18 protein-coding genes are annotated in these 20594 nt (G+C 29.5%); 13 read left to right on the forward strand and 5 right to left on the reverse strand.

Going from position 1 to position 20594, the window contains the following annotated elements; all coding sequences use genetic code 4:
* Nucleotides 1-62 precede the first annotated feature (62 nt).
* The 6 genes from ACNQ2T_RS01165 to der all read left to right on the forward strand — a co-directional run bounded on the left by ACNQ2T_RS01165 (nucleotide 63) and on the right by der (nucleotide 5828).
* Nucleotides 63-1292 carry a class I tRNA ligase family protein gene (locus ACNQ2T_RS01165; RefSeq protein WP_418035791.1) on the forward strand — a complete coding sequence of 410 codons (1230 nt, stop codon included), beginning with the start codon at nucleotides 63-65 and terminating at the stop codon, nucleotides 1290-1292.
* Nucleotides 1293-1300: 8 nt separating this feature from the next.
* Nucleotides 1301-2089: a 23S rRNA (guanosine(2251)-2'-O)-methyltransferase RlmB gene (rlmB, locus tag ACNQ2T_RS01170; RefSeq protein WP_418035792.1), complete on the forward strand. Its 789-nt coding sequence runs from the start codon at nucleotides 1301-1303 to the stop codon at nucleotides 2087-2089.
* Nucleotides 2090-2527: 438 nt separating this feature from the next.
* Nucleotides 2528-3310, forward strand: a complete 783-nt coding sequence (locus ACNQ2T_RS01175) for a hypothetical protein (RefSeq protein ID WP_416755279.1) — start codon at nucleotides 2528-2530, stop codon at nucleotides 3308-3310.
* Between the two features lie 56 nt (nucleotides 3311-3366).
* Entirely contained in the window at nucleotides 3367-3801 is a 435-nt protein-coding gene (locus ACNQ2T_RS01180) for a hypothetical protein (protein WP_416755278.1), read from the forward strand.
* Nucleotides 3802-3838: 37 nt separating this feature from the next.
* The gene (cmk, locus tag ACNQ2T_RS01185; RefSeq protein ID WP_416755277.1) at nucleotides 3839-4525 is read left to right on the forward strand and encodes a (d)CMP kinase; all 687 of its coding nucleotides are present in this window, start codon (nucleotides 3839-3841) and stop codon (nucleotides 4523-4525) included.
* Nucleotides 4518-5828 (forward strand): ribosome biogenesis GTPase Der, encoded by a 1311-nt coding sequence (gene der, locus ACNQ2T_RS01190; RefSeq protein WP_416755276.1) that lies wholly within the window; start codon nucleotides 4518-4520, stop codon nucleotides 5826-5828. Before cmk ends, der begins: the two co-directional genes overlap by 8 nt.
* Before the next feature lie 49 nt (nucleotides 5829-5877).
* On the opposite strand, the gene ACNQ2T_RS01195 is transcribed toward der, so the two are convergent.
* The 3 genes from ACNQ2T_RS01195 to ACNQ2T_RS01205 form a co-directional block, all read right to left on the reverse strand.
* Nucleotides 5878-6228: a hypothetical protein gene (locus tag ACNQ2T_RS01195; RefSeq protein ID WP_416755275.1), complete on the reverse strand. Its 351-nt coding sequence runs from the start codon at nucleotides 6226-6228 to the stop codon at nucleotides 5878-5880.
* A gap of 80 nt (nucleotides 6229-6308) precedes the next feature.
* Nucleotides 6309-7121: a TIGR00282 family metallophosphoesterase gene (locus ACNQ2T_RS01200; RefSeq protein WP_416755274.1), complete on the reverse strand. Its 813-nt coding sequence runs from the start codon at nucleotides 7119-7121 to the stop codon at nucleotides 6309-6311.
* A gap of 90 nt (nucleotides 7122-7211) precedes the next feature.
* Entirely contained in the window at nucleotides 7212-9812 is a 2601-nt protein-coding gene (locus ACNQ2T_RS01205; RefSeq protein WP_418035793.1) for a DNA topoisomerase IV subunit A, read from the reverse strand.
* A gap of 1336 nt (nucleotides 9813-11148) precedes the next feature.
* Here ACNQ2T_RS01205 and ACNQ2T_RS01210 point away from each other — a divergent pair.
* The 7 genes from ACNQ2T_RS01210 (at nucleotide 11149) to rsmI (ending at nucleotide 18143) form a co-directional block, all read left to right on the forward strand.
* A complete protein-coding gene (locus ACNQ2T_RS01210) occupies nucleotides 11149-12264 on the forward strand; it encodes a restriction endonuclease subunit S (RefSeq protein ID WP_418035794.1) in 1116 nt (371 codons plus the stop codon).
* Nucleotides 12265-12709: 445 nt separating this feature from the next.
* Nucleotides 12710-14962, forward strand: coding sequence for a DNA polymerase III subunit gamma/tau (gene dnaX / locus ACNQ2T_RS01215; protein ID WP_418035795.1), 2253 nt, complete (start codon nucleotides 12710-12712; stop codon nucleotides 14960-14962).
* Nucleotides 14963-14978: 16 nt separating this feature from the next.
* Nucleotides 14979-15269, forward strand: coding sequence for a YbaB/EbfC family nucleoid-associated protein (locus ACNQ2T_RS01220; RefSeq protein ID WP_416741599.1), 291 nt, complete (start codon nucleotides 14979-14981; stop codon nucleotides 15267-15269).
* A gap of 6 nt (nucleotides 15270-15275) precedes the next feature.
* The gene (locus tag ACNQ2T_RS01225; protein WP_418018285.1) at nucleotides 15276-15860 is read left to right on the forward strand and encodes a recombination protein RecR; all 585 of its coding nucleotides are present in this window, start codon (nucleotides 15276-15278) and stop codon (nucleotides 15858-15860) included.
* A 10-nt stretch (nucleotides 15861-15870) separates the two neighbouring features.
* On the forward strand, nucleotides 15871-16527 hold the full coding sequence (gene tmk / locus ACNQ2T_RS01230) for a dTMP kinase (RefSeq protein WP_416755114.1): 657 nt from the start codon (nucleotides 15871-15873) through the stop codon (nucleotides 16525-16527).
* Complete coding sequence (locus ACNQ2T_RS01235) at nucleotides 16514-17440, forward strand: DNA polymerase III delta subunit-related protein (RefSeq protein WP_418035796.1); 927 nt, start codon at nucleotides 16514-16516, stop codon at nucleotides 17438-17440. The genes tmk and ACNQ2T_RS01235 overlap by 14 nt, the downstream gene beginning before the upstream one ends.
* The gene (gene rsmI / locus ACNQ2T_RS01240; RefSeq protein ID WP_418035797.1) at nucleotides 17433-18143 is read left to right on the forward strand and encodes a 16S rRNA (cytidine(1402)-2'-O)-methyltransferase; all 711 of its coding nucleotides are present in this window, start codon (nucleotides 17433-17435) and stop codon (nucleotides 18141-18143) included. Before ACNQ2T_RS01235 ends, rsmI begins: the two co-directional genes overlap by 8 nt.
* Nucleotides 18144-18206: 63 nt before the next feature.
* On the opposite strand, the gene ACNQ2T_RS01245 is transcribed toward rsmI, so the two are convergent.
* Complete coding sequence (locus ACNQ2T_RS01245; RefSeq protein WP_418035798.1) at nucleotides 18207-19814, reverse strand: DUF2130 domain-containing protein; 1608 nt, start codon at nucleotides 19812-19814, stop codon at nucleotides 18207-18209.
* 86 nt (nucleotides 19815-19900) lie between these two features.
* Entirely contained in the window at nucleotides 19901-20593 is a 693-nt protein-coding gene (locus tag ACNQ2T_RS01250; RefSeq protein ID WP_418035799.1) for a ribonuclease HIII, read from the reverse strand.
* Nucleotide 20594 lies beyond the last annotated feature (1 nt).

Raw genomic sequence — 20594 nt, forward strand, 5'->3', positions numbered from 1 at the left:
GCTTTTTTCAAGCTTTTAAGGTGTAAATATAATATAATTACATAAATTAATAAGGAGAATAGATGATTAAAGTTTATACCTGTGGTCCAACTGTTTATAATGATGTTCATATCGGAAATTTAAGACCTATTTTAACAATGGATTTAATACTAAAAGCACATCGTGCATTAGGCAATGAATTTAATTTTGTGCACAATATCACTGATATTGATGACAAAATTATTAATAAAGCTATTGCAACTAATCAAAGCGAACAAGAAGTAGCAACCTTTTATTCTAATAAGTATCTAGAGTTACTACAAAAATTTAATGTTGATACAATCACTCATTTAGAATACGTCACAGCTAATATGGATTTAATTGTTGCTTTTATTCAAAAACTTTTAGATCTTGGAGCTGCATATCAAGATAGTGAAGGAAATGTTTGATTTGATGTAATTAAATACCAAAATCACTATGGCGTAGTCTCAAACCAAAAAATTGAAAATATGATTTCAGAAGAAAATGAATATAGCAACCTTAAAAAATCACCAATTGATTTTGCTTTATGAAAAAAGACTAAAGTAGGGGTTGTGTATGATTCACCTTTTAGTAAAGGAAGACCTGGATGGCACACTGAATGTGCTGTATTAATATATAAACATTTTGGGAAGGAAGGGGTTGATATTCATAGTGGTGGTATGGATTTAACTTTCCCTCACCATGAAAATGAAAACATTCAATTTTATGCCTTAACTAATCAACCAATTGCACAAAACTGACTTAGAACAGGGCAAATTAATCTTAATGGTATGAAGATGTCTAAATCATTGCAAAATGTTATTCTCCCTAAAGACTTCTTACAAAACTATAGTCCAGATGTATTAAAAACCATTTTCTTACAAAATGGCTTTACTAGTGAAATAAATATTGATAGCAACACCCTTGAATCAGTTAATGCTTTAATTAATAAAATTAAACGTTTATATTTTGCTGCTTATTTAGATCAAATTAACCTTAAGGACTATGACATAGAGTTATTTGTACAAGCAATGCAAGCTATTGCTAACTTAAGATTTTCTGATTTTAATAAGTTGATTAATGAAATTATTAAGCAAGCAAATAAAACTAAAGAAGCTAAATACTTTGCTACAGTTATGCAAATCTTTAATGTTTTAGGCTATGAGTTTAATCAAATTGACTTTGCCTCATATGCTAATATTTATCATCAATGAAAAGAATTACTTGCACAAAAGAACTATCAAGCTGCTGATCAATTACGTGAAATATTGGTGAATAATAATTTAATCTAAGGAAGAAAATGAAAAAAGAATTTAATAAAAAAAATAAGCCTTTTGTCAAGGAACGTTTTGACAAAAAGACCATGGACAAGCCAGCAAAAATTGTTAGTGAAACCTTAATTTGAGGAAAAAACTCAGTAATGGATGCTTTAAATAGTAACTTAAATATTTCAAAAATTTATGTTAATGAAAACTTTACTAGTTTTAAAGTTGATAAGCGCTCAATTACAGTAGAATTTGTTCCTAAAGCTACTTTAGATGAAATGTCTAATAATGCTAATCACCAAGGATATATTGTAGCTATTAAAAGTATCAATTATTCTGATGTTGAACAACTAATCAAAAGAAAGCCAAATATTGTGTTAGCTTTAGATCATATAGTTGATCCACAAAATCTAGGAGCAATTATACGTACAGCTAATGCAGCTGGTATAAAGGATATTTTACTTCCTAAAGATAATGCAGCTGAAGTAAATTCAACAGCTTTAAAAGTTTCTTCTGGTGGATTTGTTGGAATGAACTTTTATAAAGTTAGCTCATTAAGCGCTGTACTTACAAAATTAAAAAATAATTCATACTGAGTATATAGTACTACCTTACAAGAAGGCTCAGTTGACTATAACACAATTAGTTATCCTGACTATACAGTATTAGTTATGGGAAATGAAGGTAGCGGAGTAAGTAAAAGTGTACTTGCTGTTACTGACCAATGTATACATATTAACCAATATGGTACTGTACAATCTCTAAATGTTTCAGTGGCAACTGGAATAGTAGTATTTGAATATTTAAACTCAAAAAACAAGTAAAAAAAATTGCTTGTTTTTTCTTTGCAGAAGAAACAAGCAACTTTCGTTTTTGTAAAATAAAGTTGGAACTTTCGATTTCTTAAAATACCATGGAGATCCTCAAGAACGAGACATATTAAGGAATAGGGGTATATAAGAAATATTTTAAAAATAATACCATAAAAGTGATAACTTTATTAATCAACTAAATAACCTAAGATAGAAAGTTCTTTCGTCTTTAGTTATTTAATATCATCGAGGCAATATTTATTTGCCTCATAATTATTCTATCAAACCTGGAAAGAAAATGTCATAAAAAAAGCAATTTCCACATTTTTTTATTTGCTCCCATTTTATGGGGCTATTCATCATAAAAATGTGGAAATTTCAAAAAAATATTTTTATTTTTAAAGAGAAAAATTAAATATTTTTTTAAAAACAATCTAGTAAAATAAAATTATGACGATAAATTGATTATATATTATTGTAATCATACTAGCTGCATTATTGTTCTATGCAGCCTTTAAAATGTATGGTTACTTCAACTTTATTAAGGCAGGATTCAATATTGCCTGAGTAAGAACACAAACATTTTGAAAACTTGGACTTGCTAGTGCCTACTTTGGACTTATCATTATTTTATTTGCATTATATGCAAGTGGAGTGCTTAAGATAACTATTTGAGATAAGACAGCGTATGTACCTTATGCTTTTAGCCCAATTGGAGCATTTGCATTAATTAGCTATTTTGCATTAGTATTTTACATTGCAATTGTTGTCTTTTCTCTCATTGTATTATTAAGTAAAAAAGAAAGAATCACAATTACTTGACAAGACGTGTGTGATTTAGATGTTGACTCATTTAATTTAAACATTGATAAGACTTATATTAAGAATAGAAATAGTTATACTATGTTTAAAGACTATATAACTAATTCAATGATGTTTAAGAAACATCCAAAAATCTTTGCTTCAAAAGTAATTTACTATGCTTTAATGTTTATTTACTCATCACCAGTATATGAAAATGCATTTAAAAAACAAGTTGATCAAAATGAAGAAACAGTAGAAGAAAATGAATTTGATAAATTGTTAGTTTCGGAACGTCCAATTGCTGAATTATTTAGTGACAATAAGCAATATATTACCTATGTAATTAAGACTGCATATCAAAAAGTTAATACATTTTATCCACTTGATGAAATTTCATTTAAGAATGCTGTAATAAAGGCTTTTAAATAGCCTTTTTTTCTTGATATTTATCACTTTTTTATAAATTAATATAGTAAAATAAAGCTATGGGTAAAATAGGTTATAAATCAAAGCAATCTGCCCAAGAAATTCCCTCATTTCAAAGGTTAAAATATTTAGCCTTGCAAGACAATAGTGAGCTTGAAAAAGAAGTGAAATGAATTAGCAATTTTTTTGGATCAGACTTAGTAGAAATTAAACATTTTAACATCCAAGCTTGTCAAGAATGATGTGATGAGCAATCTTTTATAACCGATAAAAAGCCAATAAAACACGTAGAAGAAGAATTAAACAAAATTGAAGTTGAATACTTGAAATTGACAGACTGTTTCATAGACAAGTTTCCTTTCTATCAAACTAATGAAAGAAACAAAGTTTTCTATGAATTAATAAATTCTCAACCCAATAATACTCAAGTAGCCAACCAAAATTTACAAGGCACAAATACTACTCGAGTTAAGGTTAATAAGCTCGAAATCTAATTTTGTGCATTTTTATTTATTTATTGTAGGAGCAAACATGAAAGTTAATATAGCAATCGACGGGCCAAGTGGGGCTGGAAAATCAACCATTTCAAAGGAACTAGCGAAACGTTTAGGGTACACATTTATCAACAGTGGAAGTGCCTACCGGGCAGTAGCTTACAATGCTAACAAATTAGGAATTGAATCACATGATACTGAAAAAATCATTCAATCACTTGAACCAGGAATGATTGAATTAAGACCTAATGATGTAACTTTACTAAGAGGTGTAGACATTTCACACGATATTAGAGCAGATTACATTTCAAAAATTACACCAACTGTAGCTAAAATTCCTGAAGTAAGAGAATTTGTAGTTGACTTTATTCAACATATGACACTTAAAAGCAAAGGATACATTATTGATGGTAGAGATACTACTTTCAAAATTATGCCTCATGCTGAAGTTAAAATTTTCTTATGAGCTAGCGAAGAAGAACGTGCAAGACGTAGACTTGAACAAAATCAAGCCTTAGGTTATAACACTGACTTCCAAGAAGTACTTTATGAAGTTAAATTAAGAGACGCGCAAGATATGAACCGGGCAATTGACCCGCTTCATAAAACAGCGGACGCTATTTATGTCGATTGTACAGAAATGACTTTAGAAGAAGTTTTAGATCACATCCTACAAATTATTGATGATAAAATTAAAACCCTACAAGGAGGCAATAATGCGTAATACAGTAGCTATTATAGGGAAACCAAACGTTGGAAAAAGTACATTTTTCAACAAACTAATTGGAAGAAAAGTTTCAATCGTACACGATGAACCAGGGGTTACTCGTGATCGTCTTTATGAAAAGATTCATTGAGCTGGTAAAGAATTAAAAATCATTGACACCGGTGGAATTGAAATCGAAAATAGACCATTCCAAGAACAAATTCAAATCCAAGCTAAAATTGCCATTGAAGAAGCTGATGTAATCATCTTCTTATTTGATGGAACTAGTGAAATTACTAATGATGATTTATTTATCATGAACATTTTACGTAAAAGTCATAAACCAATCATTGCAGTAGCTAATAAACTAGAAGATAACCAACAATTTGACTATAGTTGATATAAATTAGGTGTGGATCACATTTTTCCAGTTTCAGCACTTCATGGTGAAGGAATTGGGGATGTGCTTAATAGATGTTTAGAAGACTTAGATTTTAGCGAAGAAGAAAGTGTTGAAACATTTAATCTTGCAATTATTGGTAAACCTAATGCTGGAAAAAGCTCATTGTTAAATAATTTAGCTAAAGAAGAACGTTCAATTGTTTCTCCAATTGCAGGGACAACTAGAGATTCAGTTAAATCACTAGTTGAAATTGATGGAAAAGTTTATAACGTAATTGATACAGCTGGAATTACTAAGAAATCTAAACTAGTAGAATCAGTTGACCACTATGCCTTAATGAGAGCGATGAATTCTCTTGCTGAAGCTGACTTATCTTTAATTGTGATTGATGCAACTCAAGAAGAAGTTTCACACTTTGACTCACGTATCATTGGATATGCTTTAGAAAATGAAAAGCCTATTATTGTAGTAATCAATAAGTGAGACTTAGTTGAAAAAGAAACTAATACAATGGCACAATATGAAAAGAAACTTAGAAACAAATTCCACTTTGTACCATGAGTTCCATTTGTTTTCATTTCAGCTAAATATAACCAACGTTTAAACAAATTATATGAAACAATTAATATGGTTAGAACAAACCTTGAAAGAGATATTAAACCTTCAATGCTTTCTAACTTAATTATGGAAACACAAATTATTCAACCTGCTGTACCATTTAATGGTGGTAGATTAAATATTTACTTTGCTCGTCAAGAAAGAGCTAAGATTCCAACATTTACATTCTTTGTTAATAACAAGAAGTTCTTACACTTCTCATACCAACGTTATTTAGAAAATCAACTTAGAGCAACTTTTGATTTTAGAGGTTGTCCAATTAAAATGAACTTTAAAAACAAACAAAACGCAATGGAATAATACTTAAAATTAGACTAAAAAATCTAGACAACGAAGTCTAGATTTTTTGCTATTGAAATTGATTTCTATAGAAAGAAGTTTCGCGTGAGATCACAATAAAATTCAAAATTCAACTTACAATTGGGAAAAAGAATAAGAAAATAAATGAAACTCAAAGCAAGGTTTTATTGTCTTGTGAAACATATGAAGTTAAAGTGGCAGTAGTTACTAGCATAATAATAAATACTACAAAAGTAGCTAGATAGATTGCACCAGAAAAGACTGTAGCTAGTGTTCTTAGCACTCCTAATCCAGTGTCTGTAACATATATAGGGATTGTAAAAGAAGTTGTTATTATTACTAAAATCAGGTGAATAATTGTAACAATTTTGAGTTGCTCTAAATTTTTTATTTTATTCATATCGCCTCCTAGGATTTAGATATTATAGCAGCTTTTGATTCCGTGTTAGCAATAAAAAAATCAGACAAAGCTGATTTAAATTAAAGTGCAATATCAGAAATATTTAGTAATTGAATTGAATTACCATTTACTTTATCTAGTGTAATAATAACCCCATTAATTTGGGTGTTATTATCACTAACCTTAAAACGTTCATGTGCATTGTAGCGCATCTTGTGGTAAACTTCATCAAAATTTGCTCCAATTGCACAATTCATTGGTCCTGTCATTCCAGCATCAGTAATATAAGCTGTACCTTTAGGTAAAATACGAGCATCGTTAGTTTGCACATGGGTATGTGTTCCACAGATTGCATCAACTTTTCCATCTAGGTATAAGGCAAAAACATTTTTTTCACTTGTGGTTTCAGCATGGAAATCAACAAAGTGAAAATCAGTTTTTTGGCCAACTTCTAGCAATTGATCCATAGCATCAAAGAAGTTATTAGCTTGTGATTGTTTTCAAGGTGACATTAATTCATTAAAAGTAATTCCCATAATAGAGGTTACTCTTAAAGTATTTCCTTTAACTTCAAATACTTTACTTCCTTGTCCAGGGTAATCAAAATCAATGTTATAAGGTCTAATAACATTACTGTTATCAATAAAGTTTTCAATATCGCTGTTAGCTCAAACATGGTTTCCCATGGTGAAAGCATTAACTCCAGCATGTGAAAGTCTATCGTAATCGTTTTTATCTAATCCTTTTCTACCAGTTACATTTTCACCTTGTGCAATGGTGAAATCAACTGAAAAATCTTTGATTAGGGTAGGTAGAAATTTTTCTACAGTTTTCACACCTGGTTCTCCAAAAATATCTCCTAAAAATAAGATATTAATTGCTTGATTTTTCATATCGTTCTTATTATAGCAGCATTATTTAAACAAGTAAAAGAATTCTATCATTAGCTAGAAAAAAACAGCAAGAATTCTTGCTGCCTAATCTTATTTATTCTTCTTTTTATCTTCTTCTAAATTCTTATTAATCTTTTCCATTAAGGCATTAATTGCTGCAGTGGCTGATTCTTCTAGAATACGAACTTGTTCCAATGTTTTAGCTTCAGTTTGGACTCTTTCTTTTGAAAAGATCATTTCTCCTGCTTTATAGTCTTGGTCAAAATATTTAACGTTGAAAGCTACTTTTTCTGGGTTAGCTACATCAATGTGGTAAATTCTAGGACTATCAGTTGAGATTGCATATGATTTAACATCATCAATAAAGCTATGTTCAAGCACATCTCTTGCAATTAAAGTTGCTTCATCACTAGTAATTTCAGCTATTGAATCCACTGAGAATTTTTTAGCATCTTTAAAAATAGGTTTTCCTTTAATGTTTTTAGGCACATAAGGAAATTTATCAGCTTTAATCTTAACAATTTGACCATTGTTAGATGCTAGTGCTAGTAAACCATCAGCTGCTGTAGTACTAAAGGCTTGTACTTTATCATTGAGAGATAAATATACCCCTTTATTTCCTTTAGCTTTAGGTCCGTATTGAGCTAAATCAGTTTCACTATATCTTGATACACAACCATTTTCGGTGAAAATTACAATATCACGTGAGCCATTGCAAATAGTTGCATTAACTAATTTATCACCTTTTTCCATGGCAATAGCTGTGTAAGAACGATTGATTCTAGATACAGAAAAGTCTTGGAGTAAGGTCTTTTTGAAATATCCATTCTTAGTTCCTAGTGCAATATAAATTAGAGAGTCTCAATTATTGATTTCAAAAATTGAAACAACTTCATCAGCTAGCAAGAAGTCAGCAAAATTAGATAAGTGGAATCCTAAATCTTTTCATTTTGATTCTTGAATCTTATATGCAGGAATAATCATGTAATTTCCAAGTGCTGTAAATATTAATAGGTTGTTAATTGAATTTACTTTTCCAAAGAAAATTAAATTATCATCATCTTTTAAGTTATAAGTTTCAAAGTTATTTGAGTCAACTACTCTTTGAGATAGACGTTTAATATATCCGCCACGTGAAAGACCAATATTAATCATTTCTTCTTTAATAAGGTCTGTTTCATTGTAACTAAAGTCAAATTCTGCTTCAACAATTTCAGTTTTTCTAGGTTTAGCAAAAAGTAATTTAAGTTGACTTAATTGATCAATAATAAAGTCATTAAATTTACTTTCATCACTAAGTAGTAGGTTAATACGTTGAATTTCAGCAACTAATTCAGCTTTTTCATTTAAGTAAGCTTCTTTATCTGTTTTACTTAATCTATAAAGTCTTAATTCAGCAATTGCTGTAGCTTGATTTTTAGTAAAGCCAAAAGCATTAATTAAGTTTTCAATTACTCCAGCTTTTGAACCTTCAGTTTTACGGATAACTTCAATTACTTTATCAGTAATTTCAGATACCTTAATAAACCCTTCTACAAGTTCTAAACGTAATTTATATTTTTCTAAATCATAAATTAATGTTTTGGTTTTGATATCTTTAACGTGTAGGATGTAGTTATCAATAAGTTGCACAATTCCTAAAGTGCGAGGAGAATTTTGCACAATGCAAGTATTATTGTATGAATAAGTAACTTGTAAGTCTGTTTTTTGGAATAAGTAAGTAAGAATACTATTTTCGCTAGCGTTAGCATCTAAAGTAATTAATATATTAATTCCTTCACGATCTGATTGGTCTTTAATTTCTAAAATACCATCAATATCTTTGTTGTTAATTATATTATCAATATCATAAACTAATTTAGATTTAACTACGCCATAGGGAATTTCGGTAATTTCAATGTACTTGTATTTATCTTTTGAATAAGTTGTATATTTAGCAAAAAGTCTAATTTTATCCTTTTGGTTTCTTCCGGTATCAAAGGCTTCTAAAATACCTTTTGTTCCCCGAATAATTCCTCCAGTTGGAAAATCAGGTCCTTTAATAAATTTGACTACATCATAAAAAGTGGCGTGAGGATTTAAAATACGATAAATAGTTGCATCAATGATTTCACCAAGGTTGTGTGGTGGCATATCAGTCGCCATTCCGATAGCAATTCCCATTGATCCATTAACAAGTAAGTTAGGGAAAATTGATGGAAGCACCGTTGGTTCAACTTCGGAGTCATCAAAGTTAGGAGCAAATTTTACTGTGTCTTTTTTAATATCTCCAATAATGAATTCTGAAATTTTAGACAATCTAACTTCAGTATAACGCATAGCAGCAGCTGGGTCATTATCAATTGATCCAACATTTCCATGCATATCTAGAAGTGGTAGATTCATTTTTCATCATTGTGACATATTAACCATAGCTTCATAAACTGAAGAATCCCCATGTGGGTGATACTTACCAATAACATCTCCAACAACTCTAGCAGATTTTTTATATTGTTTATCACTAAATAAACCAAGTCCATACATAGCATATAAAATACGACGTTGTACAGGTTTTAGTCCATCTCTAACATCTGGCAAGGCTCTTTGTTGAATAACATATTTTGAATATCTTCCAAAACGATCTGCCATGATACGATCTAGTGTCTCATTAATGATTTTTTCTGTTACAAGTACTTCTTTTTCTTTTTTCATATTCTTCCTCTATTCAATAGTTTCCATTTAATTATAATTTATTTTATTAACATAGTTATAAAAAGGCCCCAGAGATTGTTTTATTTCTAATAATATGTAATTTGCAACATTTATGTGCATTAAAGAGAATATTGCTTGCAATGGGCAAAGGTAATAAGATCAGCTTAATTTAAATGTCATATCAGTGTGCAATATGATAATGAAATATAATGATATCTTTCATTAGTTACTATACAGCACAGATTACACACTTTTCCCAGCAGTAGCATAATGTTTCTTAATTACTATCAGATTTAAAATTCATACAATTTTTGCATGTTTTTTTGTTACTTTTCTTGTAAACCACACTAAAATTGCTTGTTTTTGCCCAAAAACTGACAAAAAATACCTTAAACCAGCAAGCTCTTAGAAAAAAACTTGCAAAAAAATTGAAGTATTAACTTATGCTATATATACAAAAAGTGCCCTTTCCCAGCAGTATCATAATGTTTCATAATTACATTAAATTTTAAATTCATAAAATTTTTGCATGTTTTTTTGATGCCTTTGTCAAAAATAACCCACAAAATGCTTGTTTTTACCCAAAAACTGATAAAAAATAGCCTAAACTTGCAAATTCTCAGTAAAAAACATACAAAAAAATTGAAGTATTAACTTATGCTATATATACAAAAAGTGCCCTTTCCCAGCAGTAGCATAATGTTTCATAATTACATTAAATTTTAAATTCATAAAATTTTTGCATGTTTTTTTGATGCCTTTGTCAAAAATAACCCACAAAATGCTTGTTTTTGCCCAAAAACTGACAAAAAATAGCCTAAACTAGCAAGTTCCCAGAAAAAAAGTTGCAAAAAATTAAAGCATTAATTTTTACTATATAGACAAAAAAGCACCCTTTTCCATCAGTAACATAATGTTTCTTAATTACCATCAGATTTAAATCAATACAATTTTTGCATGTTTATTTGCCACTTTTGGTGAAAATCATCTTAAAAATGCTAGTTTTTGGTAAAAAAATTGACAAAAAATACCCTAAACTAGCAAGTTCACAGTAAAAAACATACAAAAAAATTGAAGTATTAACTTATGCCTATACAGGCAAAAAAGATCCTTTCCCAGCAGTAGCATAATAGCAAAATGCACGATAAATATTTCTGCCATTTCTCTCAAATGTTCATAAATAAGGTTATTTATGAAAAAATAAGCCTTCATTTGTTTAAATGAAATAAAGGTCTTTTTAAAATAAGTTTTTTAATAATGCAGGTACAAAATTTGTACATTTAGGTAACTAATTATTTAGCTATGATAAAATTAGGTTATCAATGAAAGAGGAGACATGTTAGATAAAAAGATGGCACCAGAAATAAGGTTTAAAGGATTTAATGCAGAATGAGAAATAGCAGCACTAAGTGATTTTATAGATTATGAGAGACCTGATAAATATATTGAAAAACTACCATTATTGGAGTTTGGACAAATACCTGTACTAACAGCAAATAAATCATTTAAATTAGGATATACCGAAAGTCAAAACTATTATGCAAAAGGTGACTGTATTCTTTTTGATGATTTCACACTAGATTCAAAATATGTTGATTTTCCATTTATGGTTGTTTCCTCAGCTTTAAAAATTTTGTCACTAAAAAATAGTCAAGATTCATTGCCTTATTATTTTGCAATATTAAAAAATAATACATTCGAAAGTCAAGGGCATGCTAGACATTACATTTCAATTGTTGCAAAAACCCCAATAAAAATTAGCGATAATATTGAAGAAAGAAATTTAATTGGCTCATTCTTTACTTATACAGATTCTCTTATCTATTCTCAAGAACGAAAACTAGAAAAACTTCAAAGAATAAAACAATCATTATTAAACAAAATGTTTGCTTCAGATGATAAAAAAATTCCAGAAATAAGGTTTAAAGATTTTCTAGATGCATGAAATCATAAATTAGTAAAAAACTTGGGTTACATTACTACCGGTAATAGTAATACTCAAGACAGTGATGTAAATGGTGCTTATCCATTTTTCATAAGATCTGATAAACCTTTAAAAAGTGATAAATATCTTTATGATGAAGAGGCTGTTATTACAATAGGAGATGGTAATATAGGTAAAGTATTTCACTATGTTAATGGAAAATTCGACTTACATCAAAGATGTTATAAAATATCAAATTTTACCGATGTTTTAGGAAAGTATTTTTATTGATATTTTTCATCTAATTTCTATGATAGAGTCATAAGAATGTCAGCTAAGGCAACAGTTGATTCAGTTAGATTAGAAATGATAGCAGATATGGAAATTTACTACCCATCCAACAAGAACGAGCAATCTAAAATATCTACACTCTTAGATGGTCTAGACTCCCTTATCCATTCTCAAGAGCAAAAACTTGAAAAGCTAAACAACATCAAGCAAGCTTTATTAGAAAAGATGTTTTGTTAGTTAGAATCTAGACCAAATTAGCAAAATATAAATTATTTGTTACAATTTGATAAGAATATTATTTTTATTACTATTTTAGTTGAGTAATAAGTACTAAAAATGTTTTTAAAAATTCAACTTTTATAGTAAAATAAATTCATAATTATTAATAATTAAATGAAAAGGATTAACATGCGTAAAGTAGTTAGATTAAAAAACAAATTACGTGCTGAAGCTCGTGCAAAAAAATTAGCTAAAGAAGAAAAGAAAGCTGCTAGAAAAGCTGCTGAAGCTGAAGCTAAATAATAAGTCCATTGGACTTTTTTTATTTGCGTTTCACAAAATGTGGAAATTAACTTTTATACCTATGTTATAGGAACAAAAGGAAATTCTAGAATAAATTTTATTTATTTATATTAGCAATTTCTTTAATTGTTTATAATATTAAAACATAGTAAGGAGCAAAATGAGTTACAAGACGTTATATAGAAAATATAGACCTAATACTTTTGAACAAGTTGTTGGCCAAGAACACATTGTTAAAACACTGCAAAATATTATTCTTTCAGGTAAAGTTGGACATGCTTATTTATTCTGTGGTCCAAAAGGAACCGGAAAAACATCTGTAGCTAAAATTTTTGCCAATGTCTTAAACTGTTCACATAATAATAACAGTGCAATTTCTTGCCAAAATTGCCTTGCACATTTCAATGACAGTTTAGATATCATTGAAATGGATGCTGCTTCAAATAATGGAGTAGATGAAATTAGAGATCTTAAAGAAAAGATTGAACAAGCACCGATTAATAGTAAATACAAAATTTACATTATTGACGAAGTTCATATGCTTACTAAAAGTGCCTTTAATGCACTTTTAAAAACACTTGAAGAGCCACCGATGCATTCAATTTTCATTCTAGCAACAACTGATGTGCAAAAAGTGCCTTTAACTATTCGCTCAAGAGTACAAGCTTTTAACTTTAATAGGATGAGTGATAAAGACATTATGCAACATTTAGCTCATGTACTAGATTTAGAAAATATTAAATATGAAGCTGAAGCACTTCGTATTATTGCTCGCTTATCTAGCGGAGGAATGCGGGATGCCCTTTCGATTGCTGATCAAGCTGCTTCCTTTAATGGAGGAAATATCACAGCTAGCAGTCTATATGCTAACTTTGGTATTTTATCAACTAGTGAAACTATTGGCTTAATGAACCTAATTTTAAATGCTAGTGCTTATGAATTAATTCGTAAGTTAAATGAACTAGAACAAAAAGGAATTGATCCAAGCCAACTAGTACTTTCTCTTTTAAACTTGAATAAAGAAAAACTGCTGTACTTAAAAACTCAAGCAAGTGATTTACTAGCTATTTATACAGCAGCAGAATTAAATCAAGTTTCAACTTCAATTCATAATTGCTTTATACTAGCTGATACATTCTATGATATGTTTATCAAAGTGCAAAGAAGTCCTTTCCCATTTGAAATTATTGAACTTGGGCTACTAAAAGCATTGCAAGAATTTGAAACAGTAACTCCTGAAACAAATCATATTCAAATCCCAGTGCCAGAAACTAAACTAGCTCCTGAAGTAACTTCAATTAATCCTACACCTAGTTTGGAAGTGCAACATGAAGTGCCTGAAGCTGAAGTCTTTATTAATTTAGCCCCTGAAGAAAATGAGCCAGCTCCAGAAGCAAAAGCTCCACAACATGAGCTTAATATTCAACATCATACAACCGAAAGTGTGCTAAATTTAGTCTCAGAAAACTTTAAATTTGATATTGCTCCAAGTATTGATATTGATTTAGTAGCTACTAATTTAGATGATAATTTAATTCAAAGCAATGAAAGCGATCAAATTCAAAATGTAGTTGATCAAAAAGTGCATGACTTTTTAAATGCTTCTATGCAAGATTCTTTCCTAGCTAATAAATTAATTAAAGAAGATGATGATAACTATAATCAAATGGACTTATCATTTTCAAATGTGGTTGAGGAAAATAACAAAACTCAAGCTATGGTAAGTGAAATGTTGAATCAAACTCAAGAATTCTTGCTCAATAATAATGAGCATGAAGGAGACATTAAAGATGTCGATTCTGAGCTAATTAATGATCCAGCTAATACTGGAGAGAAAGAAAATCTTATTTCTACAAGAGAGATAGACATAAACAAAATTCAAGATTTCACCAGTTTAGAATATAATAAAGAAACACCAATCGCTAAGAAAATTCCATATGCGGAATTCTTACAAAAACGTAGTATTGAAGAATATGTTAATGACGCAAGATGAATTCAACAAAATGCTGAATATAACTTTACAGCTGTTTTTAGAAACGCACTTGCAAATGTCGATTCAATATTACTTACAAAACCAGAATTTAAACAACAAGCTGCACTATTTAAGCAACTTAAAATTATGTTTGGATCAGATCGCTTTATTGTGGTTACTTCAAATGACCAAGCAGTATTAGACAAAATTGCTCAAAAAGGTGATAGTCAATGGTTACAAAACTTTGTAACATACCTTTTTGGGGAACCTTATAAATATATTTATCCAATTTCTCATGCTCGTGTGCAAGAAATTAAGGAATATATTAGTAGTCATAATAAAGATGACTTACCTCCAATTGTTGAACCAGAGTTTCTAGAAGAAACAGTGGCAGAAAACAATGATGATTGATTTATCAATCGTGCTAACTTATTTAGATAAAAATTAGGAGTATCTTATGAACATGTCACCAGACTTTTTAAGAAGAATTAAAACAATGCAAAAAGAACTTGAAGCAAAACAAAAAGAGCTTGAAGAAAAGGAATTTGTAATTGAAAAACAAGGAATCAAACTAGTAATGAAAGGTGATTATTCAATCGTTTCTCTTGAATTAGATGAATTATTAGTTGATCCTGAAGACAAAGAATTATTACAAGACTTACTTGTTGTAGCTTTCAATGAAGGAATTGACTTAATTAAAGAAGAAACTGAAAAACTAGCTCCAGCAATGCCAGGAATGCCTTTCTAGGTAACTATGTTTTACACTGATGATATAAATACCTTTATCGCTAAGGCTAAAAAAATTCCAGGCATCAGTAAAAAACAAGCTGAAAAAATTGTGTACTGGATTCTAGAATCAGAACAAAATGATGTTTTTGAATTAAGTAAATTAATTCAAGATATTAAGATTGAAACCAAATTCTGCCCAATTTGCAGTAGCTTGATGCAGCAAGATAGCTGTACAATCTGTCACGATCCTAGTCGAGATAACTCTTTACTAGTAATTGAGAACTTACAAGCTATGCAAAAGATTGAAGATGCAGGATTTTATCATGGGAAATACTATATCTTGCCTTTTTTAATTGAAAAAGAAAAAGATATTATAAAGTATCAAAAGGAAATTAAGGAGTTTGTTAAATATGCAAGCTCTTTTGATGAAATCATTTTAGCGATTTCACCTACGCTAAAGGGTGAAATAACTAACCAAATATTAAAAATTGAATTAGGTAAAGACAAATTAAATGTGTCTAAATTAGCCATTGGATTACCACTAGGTGCTTCATTGGACTATATGGATGAAATCACAATAAAATTTGCCCTAAATAATAGACAAAAATAAAGGAGTTGATATGTTTATATCTTTTGAAGGACTTGATGGATCAGGAAAAACAACCATCACACAAAAATTAGTAGTTAAATTAGCAGAAATGCACCCTGAAATCAGCGTTATCTGAACCAGAGAACCAGGTGGTAGAGGAATTAGAGAAGCTGAAAAAATCAGAGAAATTATTTTAGATAAGTCTTCTGAACTTTCACCAGTAGCAGAAGCACTACTATATACAACTAGTCGTAGAATTCACTTAGAAAAAGTTATTTGACCAGCTTTGGAACAAGGCCAAATAGTTGTTTGTGATAGATATGTAGATAGTTTTTATGCTTACCAAGGATATGCAAGAGAACTTGGAATTGAGTTTGTTAAAGCTATTACTAACATTGTTATTAACCACACAATGCCAGATATTACAGTATTTTTAGATCTTACACCGGAGGAATCTAAACAAAGAAGAGAAAGCACTAGATTAGTTGAAGATAGAATGGAACAAGAAAAATTAGAGTTTCATAATTTAGTCTACAAAGGATACCAAGCATTAATTCATGAAGATCCTCAACGTTTCATGGTAATTGATGCAACTCAAACTGAAGAAGAAGTTCTTCAAGATATAATTAATCAACTTCACCAACACCCTAAATTTATTGCTTATTTAGAAAAGCATGCTACAAAATAAAATACTTGAAAATATAAATGATTTAGCTTTAAATGGGAAGTTAAGTCATTTATTTTTATTACAGGGTGAAGAAAACTATAGTTTTGATGCTGATTTAGTTAAGTTTATTAATGCAATTAATAATAGCGAGGAAGTAAGTAGCTTAGAATACTTAACTCCCAACGTTTTACTACTAGATGGTAGTGAAGAAAGTATTAAAAAGGATGAATTTGATAGTGCTTTTTATGCACTTTCATTTAGTAGTACAACTAAGCGTTTATATAAATATTCAATTTTAGTAATAAAGAATATTGAAAATACTTCAATTAATGGGTTAAATTCAATCTTAAAATCAATTGAAGAACCTAGTGAAGACTTAATAATTGTGCTAACTACGAATAATATTAATGCGCTACTAGATACAATTATTTCTCGTGCTCAAGTGCTTAGAGTAGAAAGTCCTAGTTATCAAGAAATCCTAGCTAGTTGACCTAGCACACTAACTCAAAAACCTGTAGTGCTATTACTAGCGTACTTATTTAAGGATCCTAGTTTAAGTGAAAATGAAGAGTTCTTTGAAGCAGCTGATATTGAAATTAGAATGCTAATAAATGCTATTGAACAATCATTTCAGCAACCAGAACAACTCTTTATTTATCTAGATAACATTCTAAATAAAGACAACTTATTAATGAGCAAGTTTATATTGCTTACACTAAAAGCAATGTTGCTTGGAAAAATGCGCTTTTTACCTATGGGAAACCAATTAACTCAAGAATTAAGTGCTTTACGCAATACTTGATATAATCATTGTAATAACGTATTAAACTTTGTCCTAGATATAGACGAGTTTATTAATAAAATCAAAAGACAAGCAATTTTTGAATTGCAAAAGCAAATTATGCTGAACAAATTAATGGAGTATTATGGCTAAATTATACATAGTGGGGACACCTATTGGTAACCTAGAGGATATTACACTTAGAGCTTTACGGATTCTAAATGAAGTAGAATACATTGCTTGTGAAGACACAAGAGTAACTCATAAGTTACTTGAAAAATACGAAATCAAAAATAAGAAGTTATTAACTTATAATAACTTCACTGAAAAGAGTTCTTCAAAAGGACTTCTTGAACTAATTAGAAATGGAAATGACATTGTCCTAGTATCAGACGCTGGTATGCCGGTGGTTTCTGATCCTGGTTTTGAAGTAATTGCACAAGCTAAAGAAGCTGGAATTGAGGTTGAAATTATACCTGGAGTTAATGCAGCTATAACTGCCTTTGTTGGGTCTAATTTTTCAAATGAATTCACTTTCTTAGGCTTTATTAAGGATAAAAGTCAACAACGGATCAATCAACTTTCAAGCCTAGAAATTGGGACTTATATTTTCTATGTCTCTCCTCATAAATTACTTGCTACATTGCAAGATATTGATACAGTATTTCAAGGCAAAGAAAGAGTATGTTTAGCTAAAGAATTAACCAAAATGTATGAACAATGATTCTTTGGTTCAGGAGCACAACTATATCAAGAATTTGCTTCTTTAGATAGTATTAAAGGTGAATTTACAATGGTGCTTAATATTCCAAAAATTAAACGTGTTAAGGTTAATAAATACAAGAAGGAAGACTAGTGGGTAACTACTAGTTTTTTATATAAAAGCCCCCAAGATTACTTTGGGAGCTTGCTGCTAGTATTATTCTTCTTCTACAATGTCAGCATCCTGAATATTTGGAATTTCCTTCATTGTGTGTGGAATTTGAAGTGTGTCGTCTTCAGAGTCTTGAATATCGAGTTTTTCATATTCTTTTTGAAGACTGAATTTATTAAATTTACTCATTAAACGTTCAAATCTTCCTTTAAGTTCATTATCAATTGAATTACGTAAATTATTGGCAATACTAATTAAGTCATCAGTTTGCTTGATCATTTTAGCAATTGTTTCATCAACTAAACGTACATTATAAGTCATTAATTCATGTCTAAACTCATCAAATTTTTGTAGTAATTTAGCTTTAGATTCAAGATTAATATCTAAACGATTTAATTTACTTTTTTCTAGGGCTAGACGTTGTCAAATACGGATCATTTGTGGTAAGGCTTCAAAGCGCATTTGAACAATATTCTTATAACCATTTACATTTTTTACTAAATAGCTTTCATTTGGTTCAAGGGTAGTTACAAGGAAGGCAATATCAGCTTTATAATTATTACGATCACTTTCTAGCTTCTTGTAGAAGTTAGCATTTTTTTGCTTTCCTTCTTCACTAGCTTGATCTTTAGCTTCAATAATAATTTTACCAATGACTTCATTATCTCTACCTGGATCTTGATTTAAGAATTCAATTAAGAAATCAGGCTTAGTTCCTTCATCTTTAACAGTAGTATTTTTTCCTTCTTTAGTCTTGGAGATAGTTGTTTTAGAAAATCTAATGCTATTATCAAAACCAAAGTTTTCATTTAATGAGTCAAAAATAGATTTTTCAAAATCTTCACCTAATTCTTTAGTTGAACGCATGTATTTTGCTGAAGTTAGCTTATTATTTTCTTCCTTTGTGTGAGCAATTTCAGATTGTAAAGTAGAAATTTGTTGTGTTAAATAGCTAACTTTTTCATTTAAGATAGCTTCATCAATAGCTTTTTGTTCTTGTTTTCCAGCTAATAATAATTCATTCTTTTTAGCTTCAAGCATTTGCTCAAAGTCTTTTTTGATATTTTCTTTTTGTTCTAAAACTTTATTTTGAACTATTAGATCATGATTTTTCTTAAGGCTATCAATTTGAGCTTTATATCCATTAATTTCATTTTCTTTTTCATAACTAGCCTTAGAAATTTGATTATTTAAGTCATTAATTTTTTTCTTTAAAGTTTCCATATCTTGAGCTAATTGTTCTTTAGCTTTATTTTGAGCATTTTCAATTTCAACGCGCATGGTTTCATTATATTGATCTAATTTTGCTTTAGCAATTTCATATTCTTGACTTTTAGCTGCTAATTTATCTTTTATCTCTTGGGCTTGCTTGATTTCTTCTTGTAATTTTTCATTAAATTCAGTTTGTACTTTATCTAGTAGCTTTCTAACTTGAAGTTGATTTGGTAAGTCTTTTTCATAGTCTTGAATAACTTGTTCCTTAATTTTGGCAACAAAAGTTGTACTTTGTTCCTTATATTTTTCAAATAAAGTTGAAATTTTGTCACTATCTAAATCTAAAAGTGAGACAAAATCCCCAGCAGAAGCTTGTTGTAATAATTCAATTTCAAGCTTGTCAAAATCCTTGATTTTAATACCTATTTTTTTACTCATTTTTTATGTCCTTCCTTAGTATTGTTTACTATTTTAATTGTATCAAATCGTGCATTAAAGGCATAATAAAATCGCATTATCTGCGATTATTTAATTTTAAAATTTAGCTTGCAAACTTGTGCAAGAGAATCTTCTCCATAAGTTAAAGCAAAGTCCTGAACTTGTTGTTTGACTTCCTTGCTTGCTCCAAGCAAGAAGTGGAAATTTCAAGTTTTTTCTTGTTCTTGCATGTATTCTAATAATTTATAACGAGCAATAATTGAAGCACAAGCAACAGCTAAGTGGACATCTTCTGCTTTTTCAATTAATAGTGTGGGCAAGTCATATTCATAGAGATTTGCTCAGTTATTTGCAAATATTTTATCGTGATATTTAAGAATTGAATTAGTGGTTGAATATTTATCAATAATGATAGCATTAGCTTTAGTTGAAGCTACATGATATTGATGTAAATTAGATAATGCTGCTGCATGAGTAAAAAACTTAAGTTCATTATTATTTAAGTTTTTACTCAATTTATTGAATCCAGCTTGAGATAAAATGTAGGCTGAATAAGGTAAAAACTCCATTAATTTAGGTGCTAAAGTTTTGATGCGTGCATCAGTTAGCTTTTTAGAGTCTTTTACCCCTAAGTCTAAAACAAATTTTTTTAATCGATTAGGTAAATATACAGCACAAGCAACTAGAGGGGTAAAGTAATCACCTACTCCAGTTTCATCAACTCCAATTACTTTATAAGTTTCTAATTCAAATAACTTAACATCATCAATAAATTTCATG

The organism is Mycoplasma haliaeeti (assembly GCF_048284645.1).
Taxonomy (GTDB): domain Bacteria; phylum Bacillota_I; class Bacilli_A; order Mycoplasmatales; family Metamycoplasmataceae; genus Mycoplasmopsis.